General features: G+C 73.8%; 19 protein-coding genes. 7 read left to right on the forward strand and 12 right to left on the reverse strand.

The features are described 5' to 3' along the window. Positions 1-29 precede the first annotated feature (29 nt). The 5 genes from AB0F89_RS02390 to AB0F89_RS02410 form a co-directional block, all read right to left on the reverse strand. Positions 30-200, reverse strand: coding sequence for a hypothetical protein (locus tag AB0F89_RS02390; protein WP_367132083.1), 171 nt, complete (start codon positions 198-200; stop codon positions 30-32). A gap of 175 nt (positions 201-375) precedes the next feature. Continuing rightward, entirely contained in the window at positions 376-1326 is a 951-nt protein-coding gene (nudC, locus tag AB0F89_RS02395) for an NAD(+) diphosphatase (protein WP_367132085.1), read from the reverse strand. Then, positions 1323-2711 carry a M16 family metallopeptidase gene (locus AB0F89_RS02400; RefSeq protein WP_367132087.1) on the reverse strand — a complete coding sequence of 463 codons (1389 nt, stop codon included), beginning with the start codon at positions 2709-2711 and terminating at the stop codon, positions 1323-1325. The genes nudC and AB0F89_RS02400 overlap by 4 nt, the downstream gene beginning before the upstream one ends. Next, positions 2708-3994, reverse strand: a complete 1287-nt coding sequence (locus AB0F89_RS02405) for a M16 family metallopeptidase (protein ID WP_367132089.1) — start codon at positions 3992-3994, stop codon at positions 2708-2710. The genes AB0F89_RS02400 and AB0F89_RS02405 overlap by 4 nt, the downstream gene beginning before the upstream one ends. A 332-nt stretch (positions 3995-4326) precedes the next feature. After that, the gene (locus AB0F89_RS02410) at positions 4327-5979 is read right to left on the reverse strand and encodes a DUF2207 domain-containing protein (RefSeq protein WP_367132090.1); all 1653 of its coding nucleotides are present in this window, start codon (positions 5977-5979) and stop codon (positions 4327-4329) included. A gap of 75 nt (positions 5980-6054) precedes the next feature. Between AB0F89_RS02410 and AB0F89_RS02415 the strand changes: the two genes are divergently transcribed. Both AB0F89_RS02415 and AB0F89_RS02420 read left to right on the forward strand, forming a co-directional pair. Next, positions 6055-7368: a neutral zinc metallopeptidase gene (locus AB0F89_RS02415; protein ID WP_367132092.1), complete on the forward strand. Its 1314-nt coding sequence runs from the start codon at positions 6055-6057 to the stop codon at positions 7366-7368. A 15-nt stretch (positions 7369-7383) separates the two neighbouring features. Next, entirely contained in the window at positions 7384-8283 is a 900-nt protein-coding gene (locus tag AB0F89_RS02420) for a neutral zinc metallopeptidase (protein WP_367132094.1), read from the forward strand. Here AB0F89_RS02420 and AB0F89_RS02425 read toward each other — a convergent pair. Continuing rightward, positions 8253-8690, reverse strand: coding sequence for a hypothetical protein (locus AB0F89_RS02425; RefSeq protein ID WP_367132095.1), 438 nt, complete (start codon positions 8688-8690; stop codon positions 8253-8255). The two genes, AB0F89_RS02420 and AB0F89_RS02425, sit on opposite strands and share 31 nt — an antisense overlap. A gap of 508 nt (positions 8691-9198) precedes the next feature. Between AB0F89_RS02425 and AB0F89_RS02430 the strand changes: the two genes are divergently transcribed. Then, positions 9199-9882, forward strand: coding sequence for a response regulator transcription factor (locus tag AB0F89_RS02430; protein ID WP_367138660.1), 684 nt, complete (start codon positions 9199-9201; stop codon positions 9880-9882). Then, positions 9879-11342: a sensor histidine kinase gene (locus AB0F89_RS02435; RefSeq protein WP_367132097.1), complete on the forward strand. Its 1464-nt coding sequence runs from the start codon at positions 9879-9881 to the stop codon at positions 11340-11342. Before AB0F89_RS02430 ends, AB0F89_RS02435 begins: the two co-directional genes overlap by 4 nt. 13 nt (positions 11343-11355) lie before the next feature. Here AB0F89_RS02435 and AB0F89_RS02440 read toward each other — a convergent pair whose 3' ends face one another. Next, positions 11356-12423 (reverse strand): TrkA family potassium uptake protein, encoded by a 1068-nt coding sequence (locus tag AB0F89_RS02440; RefSeq protein WP_367132099.1) that lies wholly within the window; start codon positions 12421-12423, stop codon positions 11356-11358. Continuing rightward, positions 12420-13832, reverse strand: coding sequence for a M20/M25/M40 family metallo-hydrolase (locus AB0F89_RS02445; protein WP_367132101.1), 1413 nt, complete (start codon positions 13830-13832; stop codon positions 12420-12422). Before AB0F89_RS02445 ends, AB0F89_RS02440 begins: the two co-directional genes overlap by 4 nt. A 58-nt stretch (positions 13833-13890) precedes the next feature. On the opposite strand from AB0F89_RS02445, the gene AB0F89_RS02450 reads away from it, so the two are divergent. After that, a complete protein-coding gene (locus AB0F89_RS02450) occupies positions 13891-14271 on the forward strand; it encodes a hypothetical protein (RefSeq protein ID WP_367132103.1) in 381 nt (126 codons plus the stop codon). Between the two features lie 79 nt (positions 14272-14350). After that, on the forward strand, positions 14351-14887 hold the full coding sequence (locus AB0F89_RS02455; RefSeq protein WP_367132105.1) for a hypothetical protein: 537 nt from the start codon (positions 14351-14353) through the stop codon (positions 14885-14887). On the opposite strand, the gene AB0F89_RS02460 is transcribed toward AB0F89_RS02455, so the two are convergent. Next, positions 14884-18186 carry a UvrD-helicase domain-containing protein gene (locus AB0F89_RS02460; protein WP_367138662.1) on the reverse strand — a complete coding sequence of 1101 codons (3303 nt, stop codon included), beginning with the start codon at positions 18184-18186 and terminating at the stop codon, positions 14884-14886. The genes AB0F89_RS02455 and AB0F89_RS02460 overlap by 4 nt on opposite strands. A gap of 90 nt (positions 18187-18276) precedes the next feature. Next, positions 18277-21447 carry an ATP-dependent helicase gene (locus AB0F89_RS02465; protein ID WP_367132107.1) on the reverse strand — a complete coding sequence of 1057 codons (3171 nt, stop codon included), beginning with the start codon at positions 21445-21447 and terminating at the stop codon, positions 18277-18279. A 199-nt stretch (positions 21448-21646) separates the two neighbouring features. On the opposite strand from AB0F89_RS02465, the gene AB0F89_RS02470 reads away from it, so the two are divergent. Beyond that, the gene (locus tag AB0F89_RS02470; protein ID WP_367132109.1) at positions 21647-21973 is read left to right on the forward strand and encodes an MGMT family protein; all 327 of its coding nucleotides are present in this window, start codon (positions 21647-21649) and stop codon (positions 21971-21973) included. Here AB0F89_RS02470 and AB0F89_RS02475 read toward each other — a convergent pair. Together AB0F89_RS02475 and AB0F89_RS02480 are read right to left on the reverse strand one after the other, a co-directional pair. Further along, on the reverse strand, positions 21936-22325 hold the full coding sequence (locus AB0F89_RS02475; protein WP_367132111.1) for a tetratricopeptide repeat protein: 390 nt from the start codon (positions 22323-22325) through the stop codon (positions 21936-21938). The two genes, AB0F89_RS02470 and AB0F89_RS02475, sit on opposite strands and share 38 nt — an antisense overlap. Beyond that, positions 22322-23281 (reverse strand): pirin family protein, encoded by a 960-nt coding sequence (locus tag AB0F89_RS02480; protein WP_367132113.1) that lies wholly within the window; start codon positions 23279-23281, stop codon positions 22322-22324. Before AB0F89_RS02480 ends, AB0F89_RS02475 begins: the two co-directional genes overlap by 4 nt. Positions 23282-23343 lie beyond the last annotated feature (62 nt).

Here is a 23343-nt window from a genome sequence, read left to right on the forward strand (position 1 = left end):
CGCCACACGGGCGCGTCGAAGTTCCGACGTTAGTCGGTTGCGAACCGCTTGGTGCCCCATTCGCCGTGCGCCTCCAGCAGTTTCCGCCCGATGCGCTTGAGATCGGCGACCCGCACCACGTCCGAGCTCTCACCCGAACCCCGGACAGCGCTGCCGCGCAAGAACTCCGCCGGGGCGGACGTCGTCCCAGCGAACAGCACATCAGGGGAACACCTGGTCGCCGCCGGTCCTCGGTGGACGGTCCTCGGACCGGCGGCGTTCATCGCCGACAAGTCCGGCGACTGGACGTCACGGGGCTTGCGGGACGGCGCCCGTCACTCTGCCGATGCCGCCCGATCCGTCACCACCGCCCACTGCCGGACGGCGGCCTCCGGATCAGCCTGCCGCCACCCACGACTGGATCATCCGGTAGGCGATGGACGCGCCCGGCGCGAGCAGCAGGTCCGGCACGCTGCCCGGCTCGGCCAACGCCCGCCGCACGTCGGCCCGGTCGACCCACTTGGCCTGCGCGATCTCGTCGTCCGCGAGCCGCAGTGGCTCGGTCGGGTCGGCGACCGCCTCGAACCCCACCATCAGCGACCGCGGGAACGGCCACGGCTGGCTGCCGAGGTAGCGGATGCCGCGCACCTCGACGCCGACCTCCTCCTCGACCTCCCGCGCCACGCACGCCTCCAGCGACTCGCCCGCCTCGACGAACCCGGCCAGCACCGAGTACCGCCCCTCGGGCCAACCCGCGCCGCGCGCCAGCAGCACCCGGTCCGCGCCGTCGTGCACCAGGCAGATCACGGCCGCGTCGGTGCGCGGGTACTCCTCGTGCCCGCACCGCTCGCAGACCCGCGCCCACCCGGACTTGATCGACTCCGTCGGCCCGCCGCACACCGCGCAGAACTTCGCCGAGCGGTGCCAGTGGAACAACGCGACCGCCGACGTGAACAGGCCCGCGCCGGTGTCGTCCAGCGTCGCGCCGCACGCCCGCAGGTCGAGCCACTGCGGCTCGTCGGTCAGCTCCGGCCGCACCCACGACCGACCGGTCGGCGCGCTGACGTCGGTCTCGTCCTCGGCCAGCGGCACCGCCCAGTACGCGACGCCGTCCTGCTCGCCCAGCAGCACGGCGGTGTCCGGCGGACCGTCGCCGAAGTCGGTGGCCGGGTGGTCGACCAGGCGCGAAGCCCGGTCGACCACCAATGCGCGGCCGTGCACGTCCACGGTGAGGACGCGCGCCTTCGGCCACGACTGCGCGAGGCGCTGCGCGTCACCGCGCAACGGCTCCCGCCGGTCCACGGTGAACCGCGACAGGGCCGGCAGCTCCACCAGCTCGAAGCTCACGGCAGGGTCACACCGCCCAACGCCCGCAGCTGCGGCGCCAGCAGTTCCTCGTCGCCCACCAGCACGCCGGTGAACGCGGTCGGCGCGAAGAACTCCAGCGCCACCTCGGCGACCTGCTCGACGGTGACCGCCGCCAGCCGCTCGGGGTGCCCGGTGAACCACTCGACGTCCAGGCCCAGACCGGCGAGGTTCACCAGGAACGACGCCAGCCCGCCCTGCGACGACGTCGCGGTCAGCAGCGACCCGATCGCGTACCGGCGGGCGGTGTCCACCTCGGACTCCGTCGGCGGCACCAGGCCGAGCCGACCCAGCTCGTACCGGGTCTCCAGCAGCGCCGCCGCGGTCACCTCGCTGGCCGTGTCGGCGTCCACCAGCAGCGTCGCCCCGCCCGGCGTGAACTCCGGGTGCGACCGCGCGCTGTAGGTGTAGCCCTTGTCCTCGCGGATGTTCTCCACCAGCCGGGAGGAGAAGAACCCGCCGTACACCAGGTTCGCCAGCTGCAGCGCCGGGTACCGCTCGTCGGTCCGCGCCACCCCGCGCGCGGCGAGCCGGATCTGCGACTGCACGGCGCCAGGCCGGTGCACCAGCAGCACGTCGCCGCCCTGCACCGGGGACAGCGGCGACAGCGCCACCGCGGTGCCCTCGCCGGTCCAGCCGCCCAACGCCTCCTCGACCGCGCGCACCGCCGCGTCCGGCGCGACGTCGCCGACGACGACCAGCACCGACCCGCGCGGCAGCACCGCCGACGCGTGCAGCGCGAGCACGTCGTCCCGCGTCACGGCCGCGACCTCTTCGGCCTCGGGCATCTCCTTGGCGAACGGGTGGTCGCCGTACAGGTGGCGCTGCAGCGCCTCCCGCGCGATCACGTTCGGCTGCGACCGCGCCAGCCTGATCCGCTCCACCAGCCGCGCGCGCTCCCGCTCGACCTCCTCGGCCGGGTAGGTCGCGCCGGTCAGCACGTCCCGCAGCACGTCCAGCACCGTGCCGAAGCCGGACACCAGCGCGTTGCCGGAGAACGCCAGCCGCTCCGGGTCGACCACCGCGTCCAGCTCGCCGCCGACGAGCGCCAGCTCGGTGTCGACGTCCACCCGGCTCCGGGTCGCGGTGCCGGTGAGGACCGTGCTCGCCAGCACCTCGGCCCGCGCCGCGTGCGTCGAGCCGACGCTGGTGGACGCCGGGTCGCCGAACGGGATCCGCAGCCGGACCTCGACCAGCGGCACCGACGACCGGCGCACCGCGAGCACCCGCAGACCGTTGGCCAGCGTCGTGTCGACGGTGTCCAGGTCCGCCGCCGCCCGCTGCTCGCCCAGCTCCGGGAACGGGCGAGGCCCTAGCTCCGTACGGCCGATCTCGTCGGCGCTGCGGTGCTTGGTCGGGGCGCTCACTCGTTACCTCCACTGGCGGGCTTGAGGGTCAGGACGGCGCGCGAGTCCGACCGCAGCGCCTTGGCCGCCGCGGCGACCGCGTCGGTGGTGATGCCGGCCAGCTTGTCCGGCAGCTCGTACAGCAGCTCGGCACGCCCGAACAGCAGCTCGGCCGACCCGAGGCCCAGCGTCCGGCTGGTGAGCCGGTCGTGCTCGCGGTGCATGGTCGACACCCAGCGGGCGGTGACCTTCGCCAGCTCCTGCTCCGTCGGTCCCTCCTCGGCCAGTCGCAGCAGCTCCTCGTCCACCGCCGCGAGCACCTGCTCGGAGGTGACCTCCGGCGGGTGGATCGCGGTGATGCTGAACGTGTCGGGGTCGCGCGCCTCCAACGGCCCGAACAGACCACACCCCGCGCCGACGTCCACCACGATCGCGTCGCGGTGCACCAGCCGCTGCTGCAGCCGCGACCCGTCACCGTCGGTCAGCACACCGGCCAGGACCAGGTAGGCGAGGTAGCCCTCCACCTCGTTGACCGGGTCCGGGATGCGGTAGCCCACGGCGATGGCGGGCATCGGCGCGTGCTTGTCGATGTGCTCGGACCGCAGCTCGCCCTTGGGCGCGGCCTCGGCGAACGACGGCCGGACCGGCACCGGTCGGGCGGGCACGTCACCGAAGTGCTCCTCGACGAGCGCCTTCGCCCGCTCGGGGTCGAAGTCGCCCGCCACCGTCAGCACGGCGTTGCCCGGCGCGTAGTAGGTGTCGAAGAACGCGGCGCAGTCGTCCACGGTGGCGTTCTCCAGGTCGGTGAAGTCGCCGTAGCCGTTGTGCGCGTTCGGGAAGGTCTGGAACAGGACCGGCGGCAGGAGGATCCACGGGAACCCCCCGTACGGTCGGTTCAATACGTTGAGTCGGATCTCCTCCTTCACGACGTCGATCTGGTTGCGCAGGTTCTCCTCGGTGATCTTCGGCGCCCGCATGCGGTCCGCCTCGAGGAACAGAGCCCGCTCCAGTGCCGCCGACGGCAGCACCTCGTAGTAGTCGGTGTAGTCGGGGTGCGTGGACCCGTTGAACGTGCCGCCCGAGGACTGCACGTGCCGGAAGTGGGCCAGCTTCTCCAGGCTCTCGCTGCCCTGGAACATGAGGTGTTCGAAGAGGTGCGCGAACCCCGTCCGCCCCTCGGGCTCGGAGCGGAAGCCCACGTCGTAGTGCACGCTCACCCCGACGACCGGGGCGCTGCGGTCGGGTGCGAGCACCACCCGCAGACCGTTGGGGAGCGTGAACCTGTGCAGTTCGGGTAGCGCCATGGACGCAGCCTACGGGTTCACACCACCACCGGGCTCGATGGTCGCCCGCCTGTCGGAGCACCCCGCTAAGCCCAGCGCGAACCGACCGGACCGGGACCGGTCGACCAGCGCGGGAGGGCTTGATCCGACCACGGGGACACGCCTCGCCCAGGCCGGACCACCACCTGTCTCAGCAGGCCGCCCACCCGGTGGAGCCGGCGCGTGTGGACACCGGGTTGGCTTCGGCCTACTGCCCGGAAACTTCGCCCCTGCCCTGGGGCTCGGCTCCGGGATGGGTCAATTGTCGAACCGGTGTTCGAGGGATGGCAAGATCACGTTCGGGTGAAAGGAGGTCAGCCCCGCAGCGAGCGCAGGTGACCGGCCTGCGCCAGCACGCCGTCCAGCGCGCCGAGGAACGCCGGGAACCGCTGCGCGAACCGCCGCAGGTCACCGCCCTGCTCGGCCTCGCCGAACCAGTACAGCCCCGGCCGCGCGCCCGCGAACGCCTCCAGCCACCGCTCCGCCTCGCCCAGCACCACCGCGTAGGGCAGCGACCGCGAGAACACCATCTCCAGGTCGGATTCCGGGATGTCCTGGGGCGTCGCCGTGTGCAGGTACCCGCGCAACCCGCGCACGTGCTCCAACAAGGCACTGCCGCGCTTGGTCCGAGCGGGCATGGTCCGCGCGCCCACCGCCAGCGCCACCCCGGCGACCACGACCACCAGCCCGAACAACGCCGCCGCGCCGACCAGGGCCAACACCACCGTCAGCACCGCGCCGAGCACGGCCACCCCGACGCCCGCCCACCACCAGAGGCTGCGCTCGGCGTCCGGCCTGCGGGCGAACCAGTTCTTCGCCACCACGTCGGCGTACAGCTCGTCGCGCACCCGGGACAGGTCGATCCGCCTGCCGCGCAGCTCCGAGAGCAGCACCGCGTCCACCCCGTCGGGCAGCAGCGCCTCGTACACCGCGCGCTCGTACCCGGACAGCGACGGGTCGGCCGGGTTGCGCCGCACGAACCGCCAGTCGTGCCCGTCGACCTCCTCGATCCACACGTAGTTGCGCACGGCGAGGTCCACGACGGTCGCGGTCACGTCGACCACGTCCACGTGCTCGTCCACCACGGTCCCCACCTGGCCGGGCAGCACCCCGTCCGGCGAGGCGAACGCCACCCGCCCGGAGCCGTCGGCGACCAGCACGTCCACCGGTGCGACGTCACCGGCCAGCGCCCGCGCGTCCCGACCGCGCAGGTACCACAGCATCACCCCGCCACCGAGCAGCAGCACGACGAGACCGCCGAGGCCCGCGCCGGTGGCGGGGGTCAGCGCGAACGCCGCCGCCAACCCCGCCGACTCCTCGACCACCGCGTTCACCGGCGCCGCGCCCTCCTGCAGCCCGACCACCACGTCGACCCGCTCGCCGGCCGCCAGGCCGATCTCGGTCGCCCGCACGCCGCGGCCGTCGCCCAGGTCGGCGCTGGTGCACGGCTTGGTCGTGCCCGGCTCGCCCGCCAGGCAGCTCACCGACCTCGGCGTGTCCGGCGTGATCACCGAGACCTTCACCGAGTCGAGCGCGGTGTCCCAGCCGCTCGCGGGCTGCCAGCCCAGCTCCAGGGTGTCGCCGATCTTCGCGACGGCGCCGAGCACCGAGTACCTGACCGTCGAGGTGCCCGCCCGGAGTGCGATCGTCAGCTCGTCGGCCGATGCTGTAGCCGTGCCCTCGCCCTCCACGGACGCGTCGGCGACCTGGAACACGCGGTCCCGGTCGGCGCCGGCCGGGACGCGCAGCGGGACGACCCGGGTGGCCGTCCGGCCCTCGGGGACGGTGACGGCCTCGATCACGGTCAGCCTGCCGTCGCGCTCCAGCTTGAGCCGCACGTCGGCGCCGACCGTCCCGGGCAGCCCGGCCGTGCTGCTCGGCTGCGCGGACGCCGCGCCGGCCCCCGCGCCGGCCCCCGCGCACAGCGCGACCGCGCAGATCAGCGCGGCTCCCCAGTTTTTTAACACGGCCGCGGAGGATAGCGGAGTTCCCCTAAGCTCTTGTGCTGATTCGGGCATCCGCGATATGGGGGACCACCAGCGATGACGCAACCACCGCCGCCGGGTGGCTGGCCGCCACCACGACCGGTCGGACCGCCGCCGATGCCCGCCCCGCTCGACCCCCAGCAGCCCCGCCCGACCCAGCAGTGGCCCCGGCAACCGCCCACCGGTCCCCAACCGCAGCAGCAGTGGCCCGCGCCCCCTCAGCAGCCGCCCGCCGGTCCGTTCCCCCAGCAGCCGCCCGCCGGTCCGCCGCCGCAGTGGCCCCAGCAGCGCCCCGTGATGCCGCCGCCGGTGGCGCCGCCGCAGCCGCCGCCCGCCAACTGGGGGCCGCCACCCGGGCCGCCACCCGGCTGGGGTCCCCCGCCGATGCCCTACCCGCCGCTGCCGCGGCAGAAGAACAAGGGCCCGCTGGTGGCGGTGATCGTCGTCGGCTTCCTCGTCCTCGGCGTCACCGTGATCGGCATCGTGGCCGCGAACAGCGGTTCGAAGTCGGCGAACGACTCGGCCAACGCGGGCTACTCCAGCAGCACGTACTCGCCGGAGCGCACCACCACGACCACTGCCCCCGAGACGACGGCGACCACTGAGAGCAGCAGCCGGTCCCCGTCCACCACCTCGACGAAGGCCGGTCCCAAGGCCGTCTTCACGCTCGGTGACAACCCGATCCACGCGGCGGGCCTGGGCGCGTTCGACATCGACGGCTGCGCCCTGCCCTCGATGGACTACTCGCCCGCCGGGCAGGACCGGTTCCTGCGCGCCGCGCTGCCGTGCATCGAGGCGATGTGGAAGCCGTCGTTCGAGCGCGCGAACCTGCCCTACCAGCCGGTGGAGCTGGTCATGGTGACGTCCCAGATCACCAACACGTGCGGCTCCATGGGTCCCGACCGGACCGCCATGTACTGCGACGGCACGATCTACTGGACGCCGAACCACTACGCCAACGAGCAGGGCTCGGCGAACCCGAACCACCCCGGCAAGTACCTGGGCCAGCTCGCGCACGAGTACGGCCACCACATCCAGTGGCTGTCCGGCATCCTGCGCGCCTCCGGCCAGGCCCAGTACGACAAGGGCGGCTGGGACACCCCGGAAGGGCTCGACCTGAACCGGCGCAAGGAGCTGCAGGCCACCTGCTTCGGCGGGATGACGCTGGCGCCCCTGTCGCACGGCGCGGTGCCCTCCGACGTCATCTCGGTGGCCCTCACGGACGCGGGCAACCGCGGTGACTACCCGATCTACCCCAACCGGGACCACGGCGCGCCCGAGAGGAACGCCGCGTGGGTCAACCACGGCTTCAAGAACAACGAGACGAGCGCGTGCAACACTTGGGTCGCGAGCGCGGCGGACGTCAGCTGACCCGACTGGAGGACCGTGCACACGCCCGAGGAGCCCAAGAACAACCCGATCGTCCTCATCGGCGTGTTCTCGTTGATCGTCCTGTGCGTGCTGGGCCTCGGCGGTATCACACAGCTCGAAACGTCCCGCCGGATCAACGGCCGCGCGATGGCCGCGCCCGGCGTCCAGGTCGCCCAGCCCGCCGAGACCGAGGCCCCCAGGCCGCGTGCGGTGCACCGGCTCGACGACCACCCATTGCTCACGACGCCCGTCCAGCTGCCCGCGGTGGCGTGCCCGCTGCCGGGGTTCGGGGTGTCCGACAGCGAGCTGTCGGCGTACTACCGGGCCGGGGTGCTGTGCCTGGACCAGGCGTGGAAGCCGGTGCTGGAGCAGGCGAACCTGCCGTTCGACCCGCCCGCGCTGGACACGTCGCCGGACCTGGTCGAGGGGCCGTGCGGCTCGGCGCCCGCGGAGAGCGAGGCGGTCGCGTACTACTGCGGTCGCAACAGGACGATCTACATGCCCACGCGGCGGTTGCGGGACAACGGCGGCGGCGAGCGCGCGGGGTCGCACCTGGCGACGTTGGCGCACGAGTACGGGCACCACGTGCAGGCGTTGACGGGGATGCTGCGCGCCGCGGACAGCAAGATCGTCGCCGCGGGCGAGCAGACGCCGGCCGGGCTGGAGATGTCGCGGCGGATCGAGCTGCAGGCGAACTGCTTCGCCGGGATGTTCCTGGCGGCGGCGTCCGGGTCGATCGGGACCGGGTTGGCGCAGGAGGCGGCGGGCGACTTCCAGTACGCCATGGAGGAGCCGCCGGAGAAGAACGCCCACGGCAACCCGGACAATCAGGCCGAGTGGGCGTCCCAGGGGTTCACGACGGGCGTCACGACGGCGTGCAACACCTACACGGCGTCAGCGGCAGACGTGGCCTGAGAGCGCCTGATCAGCAGGTAGGCGTAGAGGCCGCCGGCCAGTCCGCTCAGGCACACCAGCAGGAACGCCAGCCTGGTTCCGAACGGCGTGCCGACGGGTGCGCTGGCGGCCGCTTGCACGGTGAACTCACCGTCGGTCTCGGCTGGGACGACCACATCGACGACCTCGTCCGGCTGGTGGCCGCAGCCGTCGAGCTTCGCGGTGTGCACTCGGTCACCGATCGTGAGTTCGACCCGGTCGTAGGCGTCGGCCCCGCCGCAGGAGGCCGGTGCGACGACGGTGGCGGCGACCCGCTGGACGTCGGCCGACGTGCGGGGCCACCACAACGCGACCGCTGCCGCGACGGCTGCCAGCCCCACGACCAGCAGCACCAGCGCCCGTCTGACCGGGCTTCGCGGAACCGCCACAGCGTGGATGGTCGCAGACCCGGCGGTCGGTTGTCGTGGGGGCGGCCGGGTGTTCCGCCACGCCGAACATCACTCGATCGTGATCTTGCCCACCCTCGAACTCCTGTTCGACACTAACTCCATGAACCTCAAGAACAAGCTCACCGAACCCGTCCGACCGCCGGCGCACCGCCGGATGCCGCACCGCGCGCGTCGAGGTCTCCGACCCTGGGCCTGCCCACCGCGGCGAAGAGGTTCCGGGCGGGTCCGCGAGCCCGGCTCGGCGCGGCTTCGGTGGCCGTCGTGCCGGGAGCGTGCGCCGACGCCCCCCTGAGTTCGCACGGCCCGGGTGCACTCGCACTGCCCGGGGTCGGCCCACGCCCGGGTCCGGTTGATAGGTCACGTCCACCGCTCGCGGAGCGATGGCAGCACGGCGGCGGCGCGGCGCCGGGTTGTCGGTGGCGGTCAGGTGATCAAGATCGTCACGGCTCACCGGTTCCGGGCCGTGCCGGGCGACGCGACGGAGAATGTGGGGGTGTCGACTGCTGCCAGGGTGCTGGTGATCGAGGACGCGGAGGCGATCGGCGCTGCCGTGAGTTCCGCCCTGCGGGATGCGGGTTACCAGGTGCAGGTCCGGTCGGACGGCCGTGACCTGGAGGGCGATCTGGTCCGGTTCCGCCCGGACCTGGTGGTCCTCGACGTGATGCTGCCCGGCCGGGACGGCTTCGCGCTGCTGGAGGTGATCCGGCGGGCCAGCGGGGCCGGGGTGGTGATGTTGACCGCCCGGGACGGGGTGTCCGATCGGCTGCGCGGGCTCGACCGGGGCGCGGACGACTACGTGGTGAAGCCGTTCGTGCTGGCCGAGCTGGTGGCCAGGGTGAGCGCGGTGCTGCGGCGGCTGGGGCGCACGCCGTCGACCGCGCAGATCGGCGACCTGGTGGTGGACGCCGACTCGGCGGTGGTGCTCCGGGGCGACGCGCAGGTCGAGCTGACCGCCACCGAGCTGCGCCTGCTGCGGTACCTGGCCGCGCAGCGGGGGCGGGTCGTGGGCAAGACCCAGATCCTCACCGCGGTGTGGGGTTACGAGGACTACGACCCGAACCTGGTCGAGGTGCACGTCAGTGCGCTGCGCCGGAAGTTGGAGGAGCACGGGCCGCGGCTGCTGCACACCGTGCGAGGGCTCGGTTACGTGCTCCGGGCGGACGAGACGTGAGCCTGCGGACCGTCTCGTTGCGCCGCCGGGTCACGTTCTCGGCGATCGGTGTGCTCGGGGTGGTGCTGATCGGGGTCGTGTTGTCGGTGGACGCGTTGTTCGCAGCGCAGTCCAGGCGGGACGTCGACACGGCGCTGTTGGAGAAGGCGCGGGTGGCGCAGCAGCTGGTCAAGCAGCGGGTGCAGGGCGCGGAGCTGGTGGAGCGGCTGTCGGGCCGGGGTGTGGAGGTCCGGCTGGTCATGCCGGACGGGTCGGCGTTCGGGAAGGCGCCGGGAGAGGAGGTGGCGAACGAGGTCAGCCGACCGCTGGTCGACGGGTCGGAGATCACCGTGTACGCCGAGGCGTCGGTCATCACGGCGGCGCAGGCGCGGTTGCGGCGGTTGCTGCTGCTGGCCGGGATCGGTGCGCTGGCGGTGACGGCCGGGGCGATGGTGTGGGTGGTGCGGCGGGCGTTGGCGCCGCTGGACGCGATGACCACGCTGGCCCGTTCGATCGCCGGGGGTGACCGGGGGTACCGGCTCAACCCGTCGCGGGCGGACAACGAGCTCGGTCGGACGGCGGCCGCGTTCGACGACATGTTGGACTCGTTGGAGGGATCGGAGGAGCGGACGAAGCGATTCGTGGCGGACGCGGCGCACGAGCTGCGCACACCCATCGCGGGTGTGCAGGCGGTCGCGGAAGCCCTGATGCAGACGGCCAGTGCCGAGGAGCGGGAGCGGTTGAACCTGCTGCTGGTGCGTGAGTCGCGGCGGGCCGGGCGGTTGGTGGACGACCTGTTGGCGTTGGCGCGCATCGAGGCCGGTCTCGAACTGCACTGGGAACGGGTGGACCTGCTCGCGCTGGCCGAGGCCGAGGTGGGGCGGACGCAGTTGCTGGCGCCGGACTTCGACATCGCCGCCGAGGGCGAGTCGGCGTTCGTCTCGGGCGACCCGCAGCGGTTGGCGCAGGTGTTGGCGAACCTCGCCGACAACGCCCGCCAGGCGACCGGTCCGACGGGTCGGGTGCGGCTGCGCGTGTCGAGGGCGGGCAGCTGCGCGCGGCTGGTGGTGGTCGATGACGGGCCGGGCGTGCCGCCGGAGGACCGGGAGCGGATCTTCGACCGGTTGGTGCGGCTGGACGAGGCACGCGACCAGCGCTCCGGCGGCTCGGGGCTGGGCCTGCCCATCGCCCGCGGTGTGGTCCGGGCACACGGTGGGGACCTGACGTGCATCGGGCCCGAGGCAGCTCGGTCCGAGGCAGTCCGGTCCGAGACGGCCAGGTCCGAGGCAGCCAGGTCTGCCCACCTCGCCACCTCGGCCGAGTACGACACCGGTGCCCGGGGCACGGGTGCGGGCGAAGGAGGTGACGCGCGGGTTGTGGAAACGGACGGTCAGGATGACGAAGAAGAGGAGGTGAGCGGGGGCACGTGGCCGGCGAGGGGCGGGGCCGCGTTCGAGGTGTGGATTCCGGTGGTCGAGTGAGCCCGCGAGCGGGTCAGGATTCCCTTGGTGGGGTCACCTTCTTGACGTAGAGGAGGCGGTCGCCTGCCTCGACGGCGTCGGCTTCGGGGGCGTCCACCCGGTACAGGGTGCCGTCGCGGACGACGCCCAGCACGATGTCCGGCAGGTGGCGTGGCGAGCCGCCGACCTCGGAGGGTTCGACGTCGCGTTCGGCGATCGCCAGGCCCGCGTCCGGGGTCAGCAGGTCCTCCACCATGTTGACCACCGACGGGGTGGCGGTGGCCATCCCGAGCAGCCGGCCCGCCGTCTCGCTGGAGACGACCACCGAGTCGGCGCCGGACTGGCGCAGGAGGTGTTCGTTCTCGCGTTCCCGCACCGACGCCACGATCTGGGCCTTCGGGGCCAGCTCGCGCGCGGTGAGGGTGACGAGGACCGCGGTGTCGTCGCGGTTGGCGGCGACGACCACCGCGCGGGCGCGGGGGACGCCGGCGACGCGCAGGACGTCGTTGCTCGTCCCCGAACCGTGCACGGTGACCAGGCCGATGGCCGACGCCGCGTCCAGGGCCTCCTGGGTCGTGTCGACCACGACGATCGCGCCTGCCTCCACCCCGTCGCCCATCAGGGCGCTGACGGCGGAGCGGCCCTTCGTGCCGTACCCGACGACGACCACGTGGTCCCGCACCTTGATCCTCCACTTCTGGATGCGCAGCGCCTGCCGTGAACGCTCGGTGAGCACTTCGAGCGTCGTACCGACCAGGACGATGAGGAAGAGCACTCGCAGGGGGGTGATAACCAGGACGTTGACCAGCCGGGCCGAGGAACTGGCGGGTGCGATGTCACCGTAGCCGGTGGTCGACAGCGACACCGTCGCGTAGTACACGGCGTCCAGGAAGGACAGGCCGTCGCCGTTGACGTCGCGGTAGCCGTCGCGGTCGATGAACACGATCAGCACAGCCGCCATCAGCGCGGTCAGCGCGCCGATGACCCGTTTGAGGATCGCCCGGACGGGGCTCTGCACCGTGTCCGGCATCCTGATCACACCGACGAGCGAGTGCCCCGGCCGGCTGGCCAGCGGCTCGCCCGCGGTGGTGCGGCGGATCATGACAGCCTCTCGGGGAGTAGTCGCCACAGCCGGGCGGCGGCCTCGGCTCCGCGCAGGAGCAGCGGCACGACGACGCGCTCGTTCGGCGCGTGGATCCGATCATCCGGCAGTGTGGCCCCGAGGTACACGACCGGCACGCCGAGCCACCCGTGCAGCAGCGCCGCCGGACCCGAACCACCGGTCCGGCTGAACCTGACGGGCTGCTCGAACGCGGCCTGCACCGCGTCCCGCACGGCGCCCACGGCCGGGTGGGACACGTCCACCGCGTAGGGCGGCGCGCCGTCCCCGCTCGCGATCACCTCGGCGCGCAGACCGGCCGGGGTGTGGGCGGCGACGAACTCGCGCAGCGCGTCGGCGACCCGCTCCGGCCGCTGGTCGGGGACGAGCCGGAACGACAGCTTCACCGACGCCTGAGCGGGCACGATCGTCTTCAGCCCGGGTCCGGTGTAGCCGCCCTGGATGCCGTTCACCTCGGCGGTGGGGCGCACCCAGACCCGTTCGAGGGTCGACCAACCGGGCTCACCGGCCAGTCCCTGGGCGCCGCCCGCGTTCGCCAGCCACACCGACTCCTCGAACGGCAACGCTGCGTAGTCGGCGCGCTCGGCCGCCGTGGGCTCCGTCACGTCGGTGTAGAAGTCGCGCAGCCGCACCCGCCCGTCGGCGTCGTGCAGGGCCGCGACGAGGCGGGCGATGGCGGTCGCCGGGTTCGGCACGCTGCCGCCCGCGCGTCCGGAGTGCACGTCGGACGTGCCGCCGGTGAACACCACCTCGGCCCCGTACACGCCGCGCTGACCGGTGCACACCGTCGGCGCGTCGCGCCCGTACAGCGGCGTGTCGGTGAACACGACCAGGTCGCACGAGAGGTCGTCGCGGTGGTCGTCCAGGAGTCGGGTCAGGTACGGCGAGCCGGACTCTTCCTCACCCTCGACGAGCAGCTTCAACGTCACCTCGGGCCGTTCGGCGCCGGTCGCCGCGAGGTGCGCCTTCACACCGAGCAGGTGCATCGCGACCTGGCCCTTGTCGTCGCTGGCGCCCCGGCCGAACAGCTCCTCGCCGACCAGTTCCGCCTCGAACGGCGGGCGCTGCCACTGCTCGACCGGGTCGACCGGCTGCACGTCGTGGTGGCCGTAGACCAGCACCGTCGGCGCGTTCGGGTCGGCGGCGGGCCAGCAGGCGTAGACGGTGGGCAGTGCGGGTCCTTCGTCCCAGACGCGGACGTCGGGCCAGCCGTCGCGGCGCAGCGCCTCGGCCAGCCAGTGCGCCGAGGCGCCCACGTCGGCGTGGTGCGCCGGGTCCGCGCTGATCGACGGGATGGCCAGCCACTCGCGCAGGCCGCTCAGGAAGTCGTCCGCGAGGGCGGCCACGGCCGTCCGCTCGGGATGTTCGGGTTCTTCGGGATCACCGCTCACGGTGCGGGAGGATAACCCTGGCAGCGCCGTGCGGTGGCGGTCATGACAGGGTGGTCCCATGGAACCCACTCGTTCCCGTTCCTGGTCGGCGTTCGCGCTGGCCGGGCTGCTGGGCGCCGCCGGTGTCACGCACTTCGCCAAGCCGAAGCCGTACGACGCCATCGTTCCCCGGTCCCTGCCCGGCAAGCCCCGGACCTGGACCTACGCGTCGGGCGTCGCCGAGTTGGCGCTGGCCGCGGCGGTCGCCGCGCCGCGCACCCGCGGTCTGGGCGGGAAGTTGGCGGCCGGGTTCTTCGCGGCGGTGTTCCCGGCCAACATCAAAATGGCTTACGACCTCCGCTCGAAGTCGCCCAAGGCGAGGGCGATCGCGTACGGCCGGCTGCCGTTGCAGGTCCCGCTGATCCTGTGGGCCTTGCGCGTGGGGCGCTCAACTCCCTGATCACCCTGCGCACTGGGCTCGACACCCAGCGCGGCCGAGGGTCTGTCATCGACACCGCCACCAGTCCTAGGATGCCCGAGTGCAACCGCTCCTCCACCATGCCGCGTCGGCGCTGGGTTGGCGCGGCATCGTCGTCCCCGACGTCGCCGTGCTGGGCCACCAGGTTTCGGCCGTCGTGCGGGTCCGTGCCGACGTGCACGAGTGGCGCAGTGCGAACGGTTGGCCGCCGCAGGCCGACCCGTCGTGGTTCCTGTCCTGGTTGGAGCCCGCCACGCACGACCGGTTGCCGGTGCCCGCGGTGGAGCTGATCGGTGTCCTGGTGGGCGAGTCCACGGCGGACCGCGCGTTGCAGTCGTGCGGCACGCTGATGACGCTCGCGCCCTGCTCGGTGGTGCTGCCCGCGGCCCAGGGCGCGGAGTCGTGGCCGCTGCTGGAGTTGGACTACTACGGCATCGGCGTGGTCGCGGTGGACGAGGCGGGCGCCGCCGAGCTGCTGGTGCCGCCGGAGGACCGGTCCAAGGAGTTCGGGCCGTCGCTGTTCGGGCGGTGGCTGCTGGAAGTGCTCTACGAGCGCGTGGTGAAGGACGTGCCCGCCAACGCGCGGGTGAGCAGCTAGCTCGGGATCGAGCGGATCAGCGCGCGCAGGCCGTCGGCGTCGAGCAGGTCGGCGGGGCGCAGCGTGTGGTCCTGGCGGACGTAGTGGAACGCCGCCCGCACCTTGTCGACCGGTGTGCCGGTCAGCGCCGCCCACGCCAGCCGGTACGCGGCGAGCTGCACGGACAGCGCGGGCAGCCGGTCGGGCTCGGGCACCGCGCCGGTCTTCCAGTCGACCACGGTCCAGCCGCCGTCGTCGTCGGCGAACACGGCGTCCATCCGGCCGCGCACGGACAGGCCGTCGACCTCCGCCTCGAACGGCACCTCGACGTCGTGCGGGACGCGGTCGGCCCAGCCGCTGGCCAGGAACGCCTCCTGGAGGCGGGTGAGGTCGGTGTCGGGCGCCGCGCCGTCGTCGGCCGCGCCGGGCAGGTCGTCCAGGTCGAACAGGCGGCTCGCGCCGAACCGCTGCTCCAGCCAGGTGTGGAACGCCGTGCCGCGGCGGGCCAGCGGGTTGGGCGGGAACGGCAGCGGGCGGCGCAGCCTGCGGGCGAGCAGGTCCGGGTCGGCCGCCAGCTCGACCAGCTGGCTGACCGAGAGGTGGTCGGGCAGGACGACGCGTTCCCGCCGGTCGGCCGCGGCGGCCCGTTCGGCCAGGAGCACGTCGACGTCCCGCGCCCAGCCCTCCGGGTCGTCGTCGAGCGTTGAACTCGGGGGTCCTGGAGGTTCGACACGCGGGTCCTGGGGGTTCGACTCGCGGTCGAGGTGGTCGAGGGCGGTCAGGACCAGGTCGGCGCCCTCGGCGACGGCGGCGCGGCGCTTGCCGAGCGGGTCGGCCGGCCACTGGGCCGTCTTCGTCTGGGAGGCCAGGGGGTTCGGGTCGTCCTCGGCCGGTCGGTCGGCCCAGTGGGCGATGTCGGCGGGCGGGTGGTCGGCGGCCAGCACCGACTCGCGGATCTCGGTCAGGAACGCCGAGGGGCCCTTGGGCTTGTCCCCCGTCTCGCCCCACCAGTGCCCCGACACCAGCAGGCTGTGCTCGGACCGGGTCAGGGCGACGTACAGCAGCCGGCGCTCCTCCACCAGCCGGCGGGCGTCGAAGTCGTCCTCGTGCCGGACCAGCGCCTCCTCGACCTCCTTGCGGTTGGCGTCGGGCGCGATGCGCAGCACGGGCAGGTCCTCGGCGTCGCCGCGCAGGTCGGCGGGCAGCTCGGCCACCGAGCGCAGCCAGCTGGACGACTTCTTCCGGCCCGGGAACACGTCCTTGACCACGTGCGGCACGGCGACGATGTGCCACTCCAGGCCCTTCGCCGAGTGCATGGTCAGCACCTGCACCCGGTTCTCGGCCACCTCGACCTCGCCGGGCTCCAGCCCGTCCTCGGCCTGCTCGGCGGTGTAGAGGTAGTCGAGCAGCGCGGGCAGGGTGGCCGACGGGCTGGCCGCGGCGAAGTCGTTGACCACGTCGGCGAACGCGTCCAGGTGCGCCCGGCCGACGCCGCCCGGCCGGGCCATCGCCTCGATGTCCAGCAGCAGCGTGCGCTCCACGTCGGCGACCAGCTCGGGCAGCGGCTGGTCCAGCCGTCGCCGCAACGACGCCAGTTCCGCGCCCAGCCGCCGGATCCGCCGGTAGCCCTCGGCGGAGTACGCGCTCGGGTCGCCCGGGTCGTCCAGCGCGTCCGCGAGACCGGCCTGCTCGGAGTGCTCGCCGGGCAGGGCGTCGGCCAGCACGGCCAGCGGGTCGCCCACCACGGCCTGCCTGCTCGGCGCGCCCGCCAGGTCACGCGCCCGCGTCCACAGCGCGGCCAGGTCGTAGGCGGCGACCCGCCAGCGGGAACCGGTGAGCAGCCGGGCGGCGGCGGTGCCCGCCAGCGGGTCGACCAGGACGCGCAACGCGCTGGTCAGGTCGCGCACCTCGGGTTCGTCGAGCAGCCCGCCCAGGCCGACGACCTCCACCGGCAGGCCGCGCTGCCGCAGCGCCGCCGCGATGTCCGCCATGTCCGAGCGGCGGCGCACCAGCACCGCCGCGGTCGGCGGCTCGTCGCTGGAGTCCAGGTGCGCTTCCCACTGCGCGGCCACCGTGTCGGCCAGCCAGTCCAGCTCCTCGCGCACGTCGCCGAACAACGCCACCCGCACGTCGCCGGGTCCGGCTCCGGGACGGGCGCGCAGCTCGTCCACGTCCAGGCCCATGGCGCGCAGCGGCGCGGACACGGCGTTGGCCAGCGCCAGCACCTCCGGCGGGTTGCGGAAGCTGGTGAGCAGGCCGTACTTGCGCGCGGGCGGGAAGTCGTGGACGAACCGGGGCAGGTTGGCCGCGGACGCGCCGCGCCAGCCGTAGATCGCCTGCGCCGGGTCGCCGACCGAGGTCACCGGCATCGGCTCGCCCCGCCCGAACAACGACCGCAGCAGCACGCGCTGGGCGTGACCGGTGTCCTGGTACTCGTCCAGCAGCACGGCGCCGTAGCGCTCGCGCTCGCCGCGCACCACCTCCGGGTGCTCGGACGCGAGCCGTGCGGCCAGGGACATCTGGTCGGCGAAGTCCATCGCCGCCTCCCGCCGCTTGCGCGCCTGGTACGCCTCCAGCAGCGGCAGCAGGTTGACGCGCAGGCGCTGGGCGTACACCACGGCCTTCAGCGACTCGGGCAGGCCGTCGCGCTGCCGCGCGGTCTTCGGCGCGTTCTCGATGGCCGCGCACAGCCGTTCGGCGTGCCGCCACAGCGCGACCGGGTCGACCAGGTGCTCGCCGAGTTCCCCGGCCAGCGCGAGCAGGTAGCCGGTGACGGTGGCGGGCACCTTGTCGGTGTCCAGGTCGTCGTTCCACGTCGACACCACGCGGTGCGCGAGCTGCCACGCGGCGGTCTCGGTGAGCAGCCGCACGCCGGGTTCGACCGGCAGCCGCAGGCCGTGCTCGCCGACGAGCCTGCCCGCGTAGGCGTGGTAGGTCAGGATCACCGGTTCGGTGGTGAGCACGGCGGCCCGCCGCTCACCGCTGGGGTCGAGCCGGTCCAGCAGCGGCGAGCCGCCGAGCCGGCGCAGCCGCAGCCGGACCCGGTCGGCCAGCTGGCGCGCGGCCTTGCGGGTGAACGTCAGGCCCAGGACGCGGTCGGGGGTGACGAAGCCGTTGGCGACCAGGTAGACGACGCGGGCGGCCATCGTCTCGGTCTTGCCGGCGCCGGCGCCGGCCACGACGAGCGCGGGCGCGGTGGGCGCGGCGACGACCGCGGCCTGTTCGGGGGTGGGTTTGGGCAGGCCCAGGGCTTCGGCGACCTCGAACGGGCCGGCGAGCGCCACCGGCTGCTCGCCCGCGCGCTCGACTCCGCTCGGCAGGACCACACGGGCATTCTCCGTGGTCGCTCGCCGATACCTTCGGCGACCCGCAGACCGAGGACGTATCCGCAGGTCGGCCGGGGCCGGCGGCTACTGGCTGACCTGGCGGCCGGAGGAGTGCACCGGGCAGGTGGTGCGGGCCGGGCAGCGGTCGCAGTCCGCGTTCTCCGCCGCCTGGTAGCGCGGCCCGACGCTGGAACCGGCGGCCAGCTGCACGGCCTCCAGCCACACCCGCACGCCCTGCTCGTCCAGCGGCGCCTGCTCCCGTTCGACGGCGCCGGTCTTGCGGTCCTCCTTGGCCACGTACAGCAGCCGCGCGCCGCCCGGGTCGCTGCCCAGGCCGAGGTGCGTGAAGCCGCCCAGCGCGGACGCCAGCTGGTAGATCGCGAGCTGCGGGTGCTCCTGCGCCTTGTCCTTGCTCACCGGGCTCTTGCCGGTCTTGACGTCCACCACGACCGGTCGGCCGTCGCGGTCGGTCTCCAGCCGGTCGACCCGGCCGCGCACCCGCAGGAACGGCCCGCCCTCCCGCTTGGGCACCTCGACCGAGATCTCCTCCTCGACCGCGACCTGGGTGAGCTGGGAGCGGCTGGACGCCAGCCACGCCAGGAACGTGTCGAGCATCCGCTCCACCCGGATCCGCTCGCGCCGGGAGAACCAGGGCGCGCCCGCGTCCACCGCGGCCCACGCCTCGTCCAGCCGGACCCGCAGCTCCTTCTCGTCCGCGCCGTTCGCGGCGGCCTGCGCCAGCGCGTGCACGAGGGTGCCGGTGATCGACGCCAGCTCGGCCGGGTCCTGCCCGCCGTGCCGCTCGACCACCCACCGCAGCGGGCACTTCGCCAGCACCTCCACCGTGGACGGCGACACGCTGACCGTGTGCTCCTCGGTCCACAGTGGATCGTCGGTGGTCACCTCCGCCAGGCCGTACCAGGAGTCGGGGTGCGCGCCCGGCACGCCCTCCGCCGCCAGCCGGGCCAGCTGCGCCGCCGCCCGCTCCCGCCGTTCGGCCGGCTCCTCGTCCGCGCACACCACCCGGCGCAGCTCGCCGACCAGCTCGGCCAGCACCAGGCCGCGCTCGGGCGTGAACGTCGGCCGCTCGGGCTCGTCGGTGGACAGCTCCTCGATCTCGTCCAGGAACCGAGACGGCTGCTCGTCCTCGCCGCGCACCGCGCTGACCAGCAGCGTCCGCTGCGCGCGGCTCGCCGCGACCAGCAGCAGCCGCCGTTCCTCGGCCAGGATCGGCGCGACCGCGGACACCGTCTCCGCCGACACGCCCGCCACCACGTCGACCATCCGCTCCACGCCGAGCAGCGACCCGCGCAGCCGCAGGTCCGGCCAGCTGCCCTCCTGCACGCCGGGCACCGCCACGACCGTCCACTCGCGACCGGCGGCGGCGTGCGCGGTCAGCACCGACACCGCCTCGCCGATCGGCGCGGACGCGGCCAGCGTGTCGCCGACGATCTCCTGCGCCGCCAGGTAGTCCGCGAAGCCCTCGGCGCCCGAGCCGGGCAGCCGGTCCACGTACTTCGCCGCCGACTCGAACAGCGCCACGATCGCGTCCAGGTCCCGGTCGGCCTGCATGCCGACGGTGCCGTGCCGCCCGGACTGCGCCACCCACCGCAGCTCCAGGCCGGTGGCCTGCCACAGCTCCCACAGCACCTGCTCGACGGTCAGGCCGTCCGCGATGCCCTTGCGCGCCTTGCGCAGCAGGCCGCCGACCCGCCGCGCCGGCTGCGCCTCGGCGTCCTCCAGCGCGGCCAGCCGGTCGGCCGACTCGATCACCTCGACCAGCAGCTCGCCGCTCGGCCGGTCCCGGCCCGCGGCCAGCTCCAGCCGGCGCAGACCGCGCCGCAACCGCCGCAGCGCCAACGGGTCCGCGCCGCCCAGCGGTGAGGACAGCAGCATCGCCGCGGTGTCCTCGTCCAGGCTCCCGGGCACGGCGGCGCAGCGCAGCAACGCCAGGAACGGCACCACCGCGGGTTGTCGCGCCAGCGGCAGCTCGTCGCGCTGCACCGCCACCGGCACGCCCGCCGCCAGCAGCGCCCGTTGCAGCACCGGCAGCGACCGGACCGCCGACCGCGCCACCACCGCCATCCGCGACCACGGCACCTCGTCGATCAGGTGCGCCCGGCGCAGCTGGTCGGCCACCCAGCTCGCCTCCTGCGCGGCCGAGGCGAACAGCCGCACCTGCACGTTGCCCGTGCCGTCCACCGGCGTGACCTCGCGCGTCGGGGACGCGCCCGGCAGCCGCGCGGCGAGCCTGCCGACCGCGGCCCGGACCTCCGGCGCCATCCGGTGGCCGTGCCGCAGCACCACGACCGGCCCGTCCGCCTCGGTCAGCGCCGCCGGGTCCGCGCCGCGGAAGGTGAACACGGCCTGGTCCGGGTCGCCCGCCAGGACGAACTCCCGAGCCGTCCCACCGAGGACGCGGATGAACTCGTGCTGCAGCGGGTCGAGGTGCTGGGCGTCGTCCACCAGCAGGTGGCGGACGCGTTCGCGCTCGCCGGCCAGCACGTCCGGCTCGGTCTCGAACGCCAGCAGCGCGCTGCCGACCAGTTCGGCCGCGTCGAACGACGGCGCGTGCCCCTGGCCGCTGCTGGACAGCAGGTTGACCTGCTCGTACTGGGTGGCGAACAGGCCGGCCGCCACCCACTCCTCGCGCGCGTGCTTGCGGCCGAGCTCGGTCAGGTCCTCGGGGGCGAGGCCGCGTTCGGTGGCGCGCAGCATCAGGTCGCGCAGCTCGCCGGCGAAACCGGGCAGCGCCAACGCGGGCCGCAGCCGTTCCGGCCACTTCGACGCGCCCATGGCGACGTCGCCGGCCAGCAGCTCGCGCACCACCGCGTCCTGCTCGGGACCGGACAGCAGGCGGGGCGCCGGGTCGCCGGTCCGCACGGCCTGGGCGCGCAGGACGGCGAACGCGTACGAGTGCACGGTCCGGACCAGCGGTTCCTGCGTGGTCGGCAGCACGCCGTCGGCCCCGGCGCCGGTGAGCAGGCGGGTGATGTGGGCGCGCATGGCCTCGGCCGCGCGGCGGTTCGCGGTGAGGACCAGCACGTTCTCCGGGTGCACGCCGCCTTCCAGCACGCGGTGCGCGACCACCTCGGCCAGCAGGGTCGTCTTGCCGGTGCCGGGCCCGCCGAGCACCCTCAGCGGGCCGCCGACGTGCTCGAACACGGCGCGTGCGGACGCGTCCCACTCGCGCCGGGGCTCTTCCTCGCGAACCCGGCGCACCAGCAGAGGGGCGCGGTTGACCACGGAGGGCATACAACCACGTGCCCCCGACAGTGTTGAACGGCCGCTGCTCCGCAGGCGGCGGCGAGGTCGCCGGGAAGTCGATCGTTCGCGCCTCATTTCCGGCGATCGGAAAGCGTGATCGCCGGAAATGAGGCGCGAACGATCGACGCGACCTCGCGTGCGAAGCGGTGCGGGTGATCGACGCGACCTCGCGTGCGAAGCTGTGCGGGTGGAGGAAGAACTGCACGAGATGATCCGCGAGGTCGTGCGCAGGATCCCGCGCGGCCGGGTCGCCACCTACGGGGACGTCGCCGACATCGCCCGCGCCCCGTCGCCCCGGATGGTCGGGCAGGTGCTCAACCAGGACGGGCACGACCTGCCGTGGCAACGGGTGTTGCGCGCCAACGGCACGTGCGCGCCGCACATCGCCGACTGGCAGCTGCAACTGCTGCGCGAAGAAGGCGTGGTGGCCGACGACGGCAAGGTCGACCTGCGCACGTACCGCTGGGAGGACGCGGTCAAGGAAGAGGCGGAGGAGCCCCCCGGTCTGTGGTGACCCTCGCCTCGACGCGGGTCACCTCGGCCTCGACCTCGGGGTCGCGCGTCAGCGCCGCGGCCAGCCGCAGCTGGGGCAGCGCCTCGGCGTGCCTGCTCTGCCTGCTGAGCGTGCGGCCGAGCAGCAGGCGCGCGTAGCCGTCCGACGGGTCGAGGTCGACCAGGGCGGTGAGGACGTCCTCGGCCTTGCCCAGCGCGGCGGACTGGAAGTGCGCCAGCGCCAGCTCGGTCAGCACGGTCCGGTCGCGCGGCGCGTGCTCGGCGGCCTCCGCCAGGTAGCGGGCGGCGCCGCTGGGGTCGCCGGAGGCGCGGAACAGGCGGCCCTTGCGCAGCAGTTCCAGGACGTCGGTCATGACAGCTCCTCGTCCGCCGAGGTGACGTGCGGGACGTCGGTCACGCCCAGTCGCCCGGCTTGGAAGTCCTCGATGGCTTGCAGGATCTCGGCACGCGTGTTCATCACGAACGGCCCGTAGCGCGCGACCGGCTCGCGCAGCGGCAGTCCGCCCAGGACCAGGACGTCCCAGGTGGTGTCCGCCCGCATGGTCAGCGCGGCGCCGTCGTCGAAGACGGCCAGGTGGCCTTCGTCGAGCGGGCGGTGGTCCGCGCCGACCGTGCCGCGACCGGACAGCACGTAGACCATCGCGGTGAAGTCGCGCGGCCACGGCAGGGTCAGGCGGGCGTTCGGGCTGAGCGTGGCGTGCAGGTAGGTGATCGGCGTGCGCGTCCGTCCGGGACCCCGGTGGCCCGCCACGTCGCCCGCGATCACGCGGACCAGCGCGCCGCCGTCGTCGCTGGACAGCAGCACGGTGTCGGCCGCGTTGATGTCCTGGTAGCGGGGCGGGGTCCACTTGGCGGCCTTCGGCAGGTTGACCCACAGCTGCACGCCGTGGAACAGCCCGCCCTTGGCCACCAGCTCCTGGGACGGCAGCTCGGAGTGCAGGACACCGCTGCCGGCGGTCATCCACTGCGTGCCGCCGTTGGTGATCACCCCACCGCCGCCGGTCGAGTCCCGGTGCTCGAAGACGCCGTCGATCATGTAGGTGACGGTCTCGAAGCCGCGGTGCGGGTGCCAGGGCGCGCCCTTCGCCTCACCGGGCGCGTACTCGACCGCGCCCATGTGGTCCAGGAGCAGGAACGGGTCCGCGTCGGGCAGTTCGACGCCCGGGAAGGGGCGGCGGACGCCGAAGCCCTCGCCTTCGAGGAACCGGCGCGCCCGGACGACCTTCCGCACCCCGCGCCACGGCGTCGTGGCCTCGGGCAGCTCGGGCAGGCGGGGCAGGGTCAGGGTGTCGGCGGTGACGGCGGGCATGACTGCCTCCTCGGGCGGTGACCGCCCGGTTCCGGCGGTCGTACCCGCGTCAACCTAGTTGA

The organism is Saccharothrix sp. HUAS TT1 (assembly GCF_040744945.1).
In the GTDB taxonomy this organism is placed as follows: Bacteria; Actinomycetota; Actinomycetes; order Mycobacteriales; family Pseudonocardiaceae; genus Actinosynnema.